We start from the raw sequence: 8,539 nt of genomic DNA, 5'->3' as shown, positions 1-8,539 counted from the left end.
GACCGGCGCCAGGTGCCGAACCGGGCCGTGGACCCTCAGGACCGGCCAGGGGCCTCCAGCTGGCCGGGCGACCCGTCCTGACCGGGCGACCCGTCCTGACCGGGCGGCGTGTCCTGACCGGTCGGGCGGGGCACGCCACCGGTCAACAGCTCGACGACCGGGGTCGGGATCGGGCTCGGCACCACGCCCGGCGTGCTCGGCGGGGTCGGCGCGGTCGGCGCGGCGCGCACCCGGCCGGGGGCGGACCCGCTGCGACCGCGCTCCTGGGGGCTGGCCAGCGGCACCGGCTTGCCCCGCGGACCGGGAGCGGCGAACAGCGTCAGCCCCGGCTCCTTGCGCAGGTGGCCGGGCGCCGCGGCAGACCGGCCGCGGCCGGGAGCCACCACCCGGACCTTGGGCGTCGCAGGCGGCGGCACCGACGGCTCGGCCGAGGGCAGCGGCTGCACGACCGGAGTCGGCTCGGCGGTGTCGGGGCTCGGCAGCGGCGCGTCGGGCGACGCCGTGACGCCGGACGGGCTGGGCAGCACGGCCCCGCCGGCACCGGGAACCGGCACCAGGAGGTCCAGCTCCGCGGTCCCGCCGCCGGCCCGGCTCGCACCCCCGGACCCGCCTGTGGCACCGGACCCGCCGGTCGGACCGCTGACGACGACACCGCCCGGGCGCTCGACGCGCCCCGAACCGGGACCCAGTCCCAGGCCGCGTCCCAGGTCGCCGGCGATCTCGCCGGCGGAGACCAGGCCCAGGGTCGCGAGCGCGCCGGCCGAGAGCAGCGCGAGGACGGCAGTAGCCACCCCGGTCGCGTTGCCGGCGTCGGAGCGGTGGCGTGCGCCGCTGGCCCGCCGTGCCCCCCAGCGCTTCATGATGTGGCCCTCGCTAGCCCGTCGATCACCAGCGGTGATGAGGAGACCACCATACGTGTCAGAACGGACGTGACATAGACCCGATCCGGTGAAAATCCCGGCACTCGGTAACGCTCTCGTCGGAGTCCTGCGCGTCGGCTAGCGTGACATCAGCAAAGGGGGCTGATGCTCATGTCGGGCGCGACCGGACCGCGACCTTCCGTGCTGACCGTGTGGATCGCGCTGGTGACGGTCTACCTGGTCTGGGGGTCGACCTACCTGGCCATCCGGGTCGTCGTCGAGACCGCCCCGCCGCTGCTGGCCATGGGGGTCCGCTTCCTGCTCGCCGGCCTGCTGCTCGGCATCGTGCTCGCGGTGCGCAAGGGCCCGCGCACGCTGCGGGTCCGGCCGCGCCAGCTGGGGGCCGCGGCGACGGTCGGGCTGCTGCTGCTGCTCGGAGGCAACGGCGGTGTGGCAGTGGCCGAGCAGACGGTCCCCTCGGGGATCGCCGCGCTGCTCGTGGCGGCGACCCCCCTGTGGCTGGTCTGCCTGCGGTTCGCTGCGCGGGACCGGCCGGCGCCGCTGAGCCTGCTCGGCACGGTCGTGGGCTTCGTCGGCATCGCCGTCCTGGTCCGTCCCGGTGCCTCGCTCGGCGAGGGCGTCGAGACGTGGGGCCTCGTCACGGTGGTCGGCGCCGCCGCCTCGTGGGCTCTGGGGTCCTTCCTGTCCTCCCGCATCCCCCTGCCCGGCGACGCGTTCGTCGCGACGGCGTGGGAGATGCTCGCCGGCGGGGCCGCGCTGCTCGTCGCGGGGCTCGCGTCCGGCGAGGCCGACGACCTGGCCCTCGGTGACGTCGCCGGCGCGGCCTGGGCCTGGCTCGCCTACCTGGTCGTCATCGGCTCTATCGTGGCCTTCTCGGCCTACGTCTGGCTGTTGCAGAACGCCCCGATCTCGCTGACCGCGACCTACGCCTACGTCAACCCGGTCGTCGCCGTCGTCCTCGGGGCCCTCGTGCTCTCCGAGCCGATCACGGCGGCCGTCGTCATGGGTGGTGCCGTCGTCGTGCTCGGTGTCGGCCTGGTCGTCACCGCCGAGCGACCGCGCCGGCAGCCGACCGACCCTCCGTCGGCCGGGCCGCCGTCCGACGGACCCGCCCCGTCGCTCGACGGCCGGGTTGCGCCGGGCGAACGGGTGGTAGACATTCCGACATGACGCGGCTGGTTCTTGGGCCCCTGCTGCGCCACGTGGGGCGGAGCGACGCGACCGTGTGGGTCGAGACCGACGGGCCGTGCACCGTCGAGGTGCTCGGCCACACCGAGCGCACGTGGGAGGTGGGCGGCCACCACTACGCGCTGGTCTGCATCGAGGGGCTCGAGCCGGGCAGCTCGACGACGTACGACGTCAGGCTGGACGGCGAGACCGTCTGGCCGGCGCCCGACGAGGAACGGCCCGCACCGCGGGTCCGGACCATCGACGGCGAGGGTCCCCTGCGAGTGGTCTTCGGGTCCTGCCGCTACGCCCGTCCGGACGCGGTCCCCGACGACGGCAAGTTCGAGGCCGATGCGCTCGACACCTTCGCGAAGCGGATGGCCGCCCAGGACGCGGACGAGTGGCCGCACGCCCTGCTGCTGCTCGGCGACCAGGTCTACGCCGACGAGACGTCCGAGCGCACCCAGGAGCGGATCCGCGACCGGCGCGACGTCAGCCAGGAGCCGGGGCTGCAGGTCAAGGACTTCGAGGAGTACACCTGGCTCTACGAGGAGTCCTGGACGGACCCGGACGTGCGGTGGCTGCTCTCGACCATCCCATCGTCGATGATCTTCGACGACCACGACATCGCCGACGACTGGAACACCTCGGCGCAGTGGCGCACCGACATGAAGCAGACGTCGTGGTGGCAGGACCGCGTCGTCGGCGGCCTGTCGTCGTACTGGGTCTACCAGCACATCGGCAACCTCGCGCCACAGGCGCTGGCCGACGACGAGCTCTACCAGAAGGTGCGCGGGCACGGCGGGGACTCCGAGCCGATGCTGCGCGACTTCGCGACCGCTGCCGACGCGGAGGCCGACGGCCACAAGGGCGCCCAGTGGTCGTACCGCCGCGACCTGGGCGGAGTGCGGCTGCTCGTCATCGACTCGCGGTGCGGCCGGATGCTCGACGAGGGCGACCGGCAGATGATCTCCGACCGGGAGTTCGAGTGGGTCGAGGCGCAGGTGGCGGGCGACTACGACCACCTGCTGGTCGGCACCTCGCTGCCGTGGCTGCTGGCCCGCGCCCTGCACGACGTCGAGGCGTGGAGCGAGGCCCTGGGCGCGGGCAAGCGGGGACCGCGGATGGCGCGCTTCGCCGAGAAGTTCCGCCGGGCCGCCGACCTCGAGCACTGGGCGGCATTCCGCAAGTCCTTCGACCGGCTGGCCGACCTGTTCGCCTGCGTCGGCCGCGGCGACCACTCGGGCTCCAGCGGGCAGCCGCCCGCCACGGTGTGCGTGCTGTCCGGCGACGTCCACCACGCCTACGCCGCGCAGGCCGACTACCACGACGACTCGGTCCGGTCGTCGGTCTACCAGCTGACCTGCTCGCCGGTGCACAACTACGTGCCGCGGATGATGCAGGTGGCCTTCCGGGTGTCCTGGAGCCGGGCGGCCGAGAAGACGACCCGCTTCCTGCTCGACCGGGTGGCCCGCCTCCCCCACCAGCCGCTGGACTGGTCCAGGCTGGCCGGCCCGTTCTACGGCAACGAGATCGCCACGCTGACCCTCGACGGTCGGGTCGCCGGGCTGGTGATCGAGCGGGCGCACCGCTCGGAGTCCGGCGAGCAGCACCTGCACCCCGTGGTGGAGCTGCCGCTCAGCACCGGCTGACGTCGTCGGCCCAGGGCACCGCGGCACCCCGGCGGAGCTCTCCGGAGACGCATCGCGGTCCAGATGCCACGATTTCGCTCCGGAGTCGGGATGGTCGCCGCCGGCCCGGGCTCTCCGGAGACGCACGCGGCTTGGAGGCCACGATGTCGCTCCGGAGTGGTGCGGGGCGACGTGATGGTGTTCGGGCCTCAGTCGTCGCAAGGGTTCTTTCGAAGGTGTACTTTCGAAAGATGCCTGGCGACGCGATGCCGAAGGGCTCGATCCGGCCGCCGGGCGCGGCTGACGACGAGAGCGCCCCGAGCGCCCTCGGGGTGCCGCAGCGGGACCTCGGCGACGACCCGCTGGCCATGCGGGCCCTGGCCCACCCGCTGCGGCTGCGGCTGCTCGAGGAGCTGACGCTGCGCGGGCCGCTGACGGCCACCCGGTGCGCCGAGCTGGTGGGCGAGTCGCCGTCCTCGTGCTCGTTCCACCTGCGGACGCTGGCGAAGTACGGCTTCGTCGAGGAGGCCGAGGGCGGCACCGGCCGGCAGCGCCCCTGGCGGACGGTCGCCCTCGGCAGCCGGTGGCAGACCGGCCCCGGGGTGTCCCCGGCGGTGCGGACCGCCGGCGAGGCGCTGGCCGCGCAGGTGCGCCGGCGGGACAACGAGCTGCTCGACGAGCACCTGGCCCGCGAGGCCGAGCTGCCGCAGCAGTGGGTCGAGGCAAGCATCCACAGCAACTTCGGCAGCTGGCTGACCGTCGACGAGCTCGCCGAGCTGGGGGAGGCGCTCACCGAGCTCTGGCGGCCCTACCTCGCCCGTCTGCGCGACCCCGCCAGCCGACCCGAGGGCGCGCGGCTGGTGCACATGTTCGCGCACGCCTTCCCGCGACCGGAGGGGAGCGGCGACGATGCGTGACCTGCTGCGCAACCGCGACTTCCGGCTGCTCTTCGCCGGCCAGACGCTGTCGATGTTCGGCGACATGGCGATGCTGCTGGTCCTCGCCATGTGGGCCAAGGACCTGACCGGCTCCAACGGCATCGCCGGATCGGTCTTCGCGGCGCTGGCGGTGCCCAGCCTGCTCGCCCCGCTCGCCGGCGTCGTCATCGACCGCTTCCGGCGGCGCACCGTGATGATCGTGACCGACCTCGCGACGGCAGCCGTCGTGCTGCTGCTCCTCCTCGTCGACGGCCGAGAGGACCTGTGGCTGCTGTACGTCGTCGCGTTCCTCTACGGCGCCTCGCTGGTCGCCTTCTCCAGCGCCCGGTCGGCGCTGCTGCCGGCGATGGTCGACGAGGAGCTGCTCGGCCAGGCCAACGGCTCGCTCGGCACCGGCCGCGAGGCCCTCCGGCTGGTCGCACCGCTCGCCGGTGCGGCGCTGTACGCCGGCTTCGGCGGGCCGGCGGTCGCGATCCTCGACGCGACGACGTTCCTCGTCTCCGCAGCGGCCCTGCTCGCGCTGCGCGTGCACGAGCCGGCCCCGGAGCCGCACGAGGGCAGCTTCACCGTCGAGGCGGCGGCCGGTGGACGACACCTGCTCGGCGACCCGGTCCTGCGCACCACCGTGGTGGTGACCGTGATCTGCATGCTCGCGCTCGGGATCAGCGAGTCGGTCTACTTCGCGATCGTCGACGAGGGTCTGGGGCGCCCGGTGGAGTTCGTCGGTGTCCTGAGCGCCGTGCAGGGGGTCGGCGCGATCCTGGCCGGCGTCGCCATCACCGGGATCATCCGGCGCACCGGCGAGCTGCGCCCGATCGCGTGGGGCCTGGCCTCCCTGGCGATCGGCGTGGCGCTCACGACGACCGGCAGCCTGCTCCCGGTGGCCGTCGGGGTGCTGCTCTTCGGTGCCGGGCTGCCCGTGCTGATCGTGTGCCTGACGACCGCGATCCACCGCCGGACCGCGACCGGGCTGCAGGGCCGCGCCTTCACGGCGTTCGAGCTCTTCGCCGGCGTCCCGCAGCTGCTGTCGATCCTCGGCGGGGCGGTCGCCGTGACTCTCCTCGACTACCGCATCCCGCTCGCCGTCATGGGCGCCGGCCTGGCAGTAGCGGGCGTCTACTCCTGGCTGCGGCTGCGGGAGGAGGTGCCACCGGCCGCAGCCGCCGCGGGGACCGGCGAGTCAGTCCTCCCGGACCCGGCCGGCATCGACGCGCACCTGCCGCTCGGTGCGGACGTGGTCCAGCAGGCGCCGGTCGTGGGTCACCAGGACGAGGGTCCCGTCGTACGTCCCTAGGGCGTCCTCCAGCGCCTCGATGGCCATCAGGTCGAGATGGTTGGTCGGCTCGTCGAGCACCAGCAGGTTGGCACCTCGCGCCATCAGCAGCGCCAGGTCGGCCCGGGTGCGCTCCCCCGGCGAGAGGGTGCCCACAGCACGCAGCACGTCGTCGGCGCCGAGACCGAACTTCGCCAGCAGGGTCCGCGCCTCGGCCTCGTCCTGACCGGTCGCCGCACGGAACGCGCCGACCAGCGTCTCCTCGGCGTCGAAGGTGCGGCGCACCTGGTCGACCTCACCCACCACGACGGACCGGCCGAGCCACGACCGGCCGGACGACAGCGGCAGCCGGCCGAGCAGCGCGCCGAGCAGCGTCGACTTGCCCGAGCCGTTGGGGCCGGTCAACGCGACGCGGTCGCCGCGGTGCACGGCGAGGTCGACCGGCCCCAGCCGGAAGTCGTCGCGCTCGACGACCGCGGCCGCCAGCCCGGCCACGTCGTCCGGGCCACGGGTCGCCGGGTCCAGCGACAGCCGCAGCTGCCACGGGTCGCGCGGGTCGTCCACCTCCTCGAGCCGGCCCAGCTCGCGCAGGGTCCGCCCGGCGGCCGCGCCCCGCCCCTGCGCGCTGGCCACGTTGGCGGCCCGGATGAACTTGTCCGGCTCGGCCGCCCTGGCCCGGCCGCTGGTCGCGCGGGCGGTGCCCTGGCGGGCCCATTCCTTGTCACGGCGCGCCCGGTCGACGAGGGCCGAGCGCTTGTCGTCGTACGCCTCGAAGGCCGCCCTGGCCGCGGCGCGGGCACGCTCCCGCTCCTCGAGGTAGGCGGCGAACCCGCCACCGAAGACCCTGCCCTCCCGGCTGAACTCGTCGATCTCCAGCACATCGGTCACCACCCGCTCGAGGAAGGCGCGGTCGTGCGAGACCACCACCAGGCCGCCCCCGCGACCCTGCAAGAAGGACTCCAACGCCGTCAGGCCGTCGCCGTCGAGGTCGTTGGTCGGCTCGTCGAGCAGCAGCACGTCGACCTGGGTGAGCAGCACCGCAGCAAGGCCGCACCGGGCGAGCTGCCCGCCGGACAGCGTCGTCGTGTCGCGGTCGAGCATCGACACCGACAGCCCGAGCCGCTCGAGCAGGACCGCCGACCGGGTGTCGAGGTCGGCGCCGCCGAGGGACAGCCAGCGGTCCAGCACCGCCGCGTAGCCGTCCTCAGCACCCTCGGCGCCGGCCGCGAGGGCGTCGGCGGCGCGGGTCATCGCGGCCTCGGCCTGGGCCACCCCGGTGCGCCGCGCGAGGTACGCCCGCAGCGACTCACCCGGTCGCCGGTCGCGCTCCTGGGGGAGGAGCACCCTGGTGGCGTCCGGCGGTGACACCGACACCGTGCCGGTCTCGGGTGTCAGCTCCCCGGCGAGGACCGCCAGCAGGGTGGACTTGCCGACACCGTTGGGCCCGACGACGGCGAGCCGGCTGCGGGGACCGACGGTGACCGTGACCCCGGCGAGCACCGTGTGCGGGCCGTGCGAGAAGCCGACGGCGCGGGCCTCGACCTCGGCGTCGGACATGGCGTCAGTCGACGCGGACGACGCCCTGCGCGGTCGCGAAGTGCACCGCGGTGAGCCCCGGGTCCTCGGCCTCCACCCAGTCGACCCGGAAGTCCACGCCGCCGACCGCCTCGCCGACCCACTCGGTGACCTTGTCGCGGTCGCCGCAGATCTCCACCTGCTCGATCCGCGGACCGCTGCCGTCGGGCCGGTCGATGCTCGGGTGCAGCCCCGGGGCGCTCTCCCACTGGACGAAGAACGGCAGCGCCGGGTCGTCGAGCAGGTCGAGCACGCCGATCTGCCGCCACGACAGGTCGGTGCCGTCGGGGCGGCGCCGATGGCCGTGCACGGAGGAGCGGCCGAGCCGGGCCTCCACGGCGGCGATGTCGTCGACGGCCACCACCCAGGCCAGCCAGCCGCCGCCGGCCTCGGACCGCGCCTTCACCGCCTGGCCGAAGGGCGCCTTGTCGGCCGCCGGGTGGTCGAGGGCACCGACCACCTCGAGGTAGACACCGCCGGCGAGCGGCAGGACGAAGTTCCGGGTGCCGAAGCGCGGGTGCAGCCCACCGTCGCGGAAGCCTGCACCGAGCGCCGACCCGAGCCGCTGCACGCAGGCACCGAGACCCTCCGGTCCGGCCGCGTAGGACAGGTGGTCGAGGCGCACGATCCGACCTTCTCACCTTCGGGCTGTCGGTCCGCACCCGGGTCGCGGCTGCGTGTGGGCGCTCGCGCACCAGACACGACGGCGGCCCGGTGCCTCCGGCTCCACAAGAGGTCGAGGACAGGTCAGGCGGGCACGAACCCCTTGGCCACCCGCAGGAACAGGTCGTTGGCCTCCGGCTCGCCGACGGTCACCCGCGCACCCTCGCCGCTGAACGGCCGCACCACCACGCCGGCGCCCTCGCACGCCGCGCCGAACTCGTCGGTGCGCTCGCCCAGCCGCAACCAGACGAAGTTCGCCTGCGACACCGGGACCGCGGACCACCCCTGCTCCCGCAGCGCGTCCTGCACCCGGGTGCGCTCGGCCACCAGGGCCTCGCACCGCTCCAGCAGCTCGCCCTCCGCTGCCAGCGAGGCGACCGCTGCGGTCTGGGCCGGGCCGCTGACCCCGAA

The 8,539-nt window shown here is 74.5% G+C and carries 8 protein-coding genes; 4 read left to right on the top strand and 4 right to left on the bottom strand.

All coding sequences use genetic code 11. The features are described from left to right. Positions 1-35: 35 nt before the first annotated feature. Positions 36-860, bottom strand: coding sequence for a hypothetical protein (locus tag VK640_15025; GenBank protein ID HTE74493.1), 825 nt, complete (start codon positions 858-860; stop codon positions 36-38). A 210-nt stretch (positions 861-1,070) separates the two neighbouring features. Here VK640_15025 and VK640_15020 point away from each other — a divergent pair, with 210 nt between their 5' ends. The 4 genes from VK640_15020 (at position 1,071) to VK640_15005 (ending at position 5,911) form a co-directional block, all read left to right on the top strand. After that, positions 1,071-2,051 (top strand): EamA family transporter, encoded by a 981-nt coding sequence (locus VK640_15020; GenBank protein ID HTE74492.1) that lies wholly within the window; start codon positions 1,071-1,073, stop codon positions 2,049-2,051. Next, on the top strand, positions 2,048-3,700 hold the full coding sequence (locus VK640_15015; protein HTE74491.1) for an alkaline phosphatase D family protein: 1,653 nt from the start codon (positions 2,048-2,050) through the stop codon (positions 3,698-3,700). Before VK640_15020 ends, VK640_15015 begins: the two co-directional genes overlap by 4 nt. A gap of 230 nt (positions 3,701-3,930) precedes the next feature. Then, positions 3,931-4,596: a winged helix-turn-helix domain-containing protein gene (locus VK640_15010; protein ID HTE74490.1), complete on the top strand. Its 666-nt coding sequence runs from the start codon at positions 3,931-3,933 to the stop codon at positions 4,594-4,596. Continuing rightward, the gene (locus VK640_15005) at positions 4,589-5,911 is read left to right on the top strand and encodes an MFS transporter (GenBank protein HTE74489.1); all 1,323 of its coding nucleotides are present in this window, start codon (positions 4,589-4,591) and stop codon (positions 5,909-5,911) included. Before VK640_15010 ends, VK640_15005 begins: the two co-directional genes overlap by 8 nt. On the opposite strand, the gene VK640_15000 is transcribed toward VK640_15005, so the two are convergent. From VK640_15000 to VK640_14990, 3 genes are all read right to left on the bottom strand, one after another. Then, entirely contained in the window at positions 5,798-7,447 is a 1,650-nt protein-coding gene (locus VK640_15000) for an ABC-F family ATP-binding cassette domain-containing protein (GenBank protein HTE74488.1), read from the bottom strand. The genes VK640_15005 and VK640_15000 overlap by 114 nt on opposite strands. Positions 7,448-7,451: 4 nt before the next feature. Then, positions 7,452-8,090: a VOC family protein gene (locus VK640_14995; GenBank protein ID HTE74487.1), complete on the bottom strand. Its 639-nt coding sequence runs from the start codon at positions 8,088-8,090 to the stop codon at positions 7,452-7,454. A gap of 122 nt (positions 8,091-8,212) precedes the next feature. Continuing rightward, on the bottom strand, positions 8,213-8,539 hold a 327-nt coding region (locus tag VK640_14990; GenBank protein ID HTE74486.1), incomplete at its 5' end, for an aminotransferase class I/II-fold pyridoxal phosphate-dependent enzyme.

This window comes from Actinomycetes bacterium (genome assembly GCA_035489715.1).
Taxonomy (GTDB): Bacteria; Actinomycetota; Actinomycetes; order JACCUZ01; family JACCUZ01; genus DATHAP01.
Note: the sequence above shows the minus strand (reverse complement) of the source record. Positions and strands in the feature narration are given on the sequence as shown.

Bases quoted from the DNA above. Each gene is read 5' to 3' on its own strand.
- VK640_15015 (HTE74491.1), top strand. From the start codon at position 2,048: ATGACGCGGCTGGTTCTTGGGCCCCTGCTGCGCCACGTGGGGCGGAGC.
- VK640_15025 (HTE74493.1), bottom strand. From the start codon at position 860: ATGAAGCGCTGGGGGGCACGGCGGGCCAGCGGCGCACGCCACCGCTCC.
- VK640_15010 (HTE74490.1), top strand. From the start codon at position 3,931: ATGCCTGGCGACGCGATGCCGAAGGGCTCGATCCGGCCGCCGGGCGCG.
- VK640_15005 (HTE74489.1), top strand. From the start codon at position 4,589: ATGCGTGACCTGCTGCGCAACCGCGACTTCCGGCTGCTCTTCGCCGGC.
- VK640_15000 (HTE74488.1), bottom strand. From the start codon at position 7,447: ATGTCCGACGCCGAGGTCGAGGCCCGCGCCGTCGGCTTCTCGCACGGC.